The sequence below is a fragment of the Chitinimonas violaceus genome, from assembly GCF_052601015.1.
Genome location: NZ_JBQXDJ010000262.1, coordinates 1 through 334 on the forward strand (window position 1 = coordinate 1; position 334 = coordinate 334).

The window sequence follows — 334 nt, forward strand, 5'->3', positions numbered from 1 at the left end:
TTTACAACCGCCAACGACGCCACTCTCGGCTAGGTAATTTGGCACCGGCGGTGTTTGCAGAAAAATTCAGCAGGCAATTGGTCTGCATTTGAAGTGGGTGTGTCTACGGTTGTCAGGACAGGTCAGTCTAAAGCCTCACGAGCTAGAGCAAGACAAGGCGAAAACAGTCGAAGAAGCGGAGTTTACGCGTGGTAAATGAGCATTCTGAGGGGGGTGTCAGGATTTCCGTGTTCAAGGCGGGTTTGAGATTCACACGGATGATCGAATAAACCGATCCGCGTAAAGAATAGCGAATTGGTTCATGGCCGTCTTCCAATCCTTGGCGGCATAGCCC

General features: G+C 50.9%; 1 protein-coding gene. It reads right to left on the bottom strand.

The window, feature by feature from the left end; translation table 11 throughout:
• Positions 1-142: 142 nt before the first annotated feature.
• On the bottom strand, positions 143-334 hold a 192-nt coding region (locus ACUHMQ_RS21215; protein WP_445297417.1), incomplete at its 5' end, for a hypothetical protein.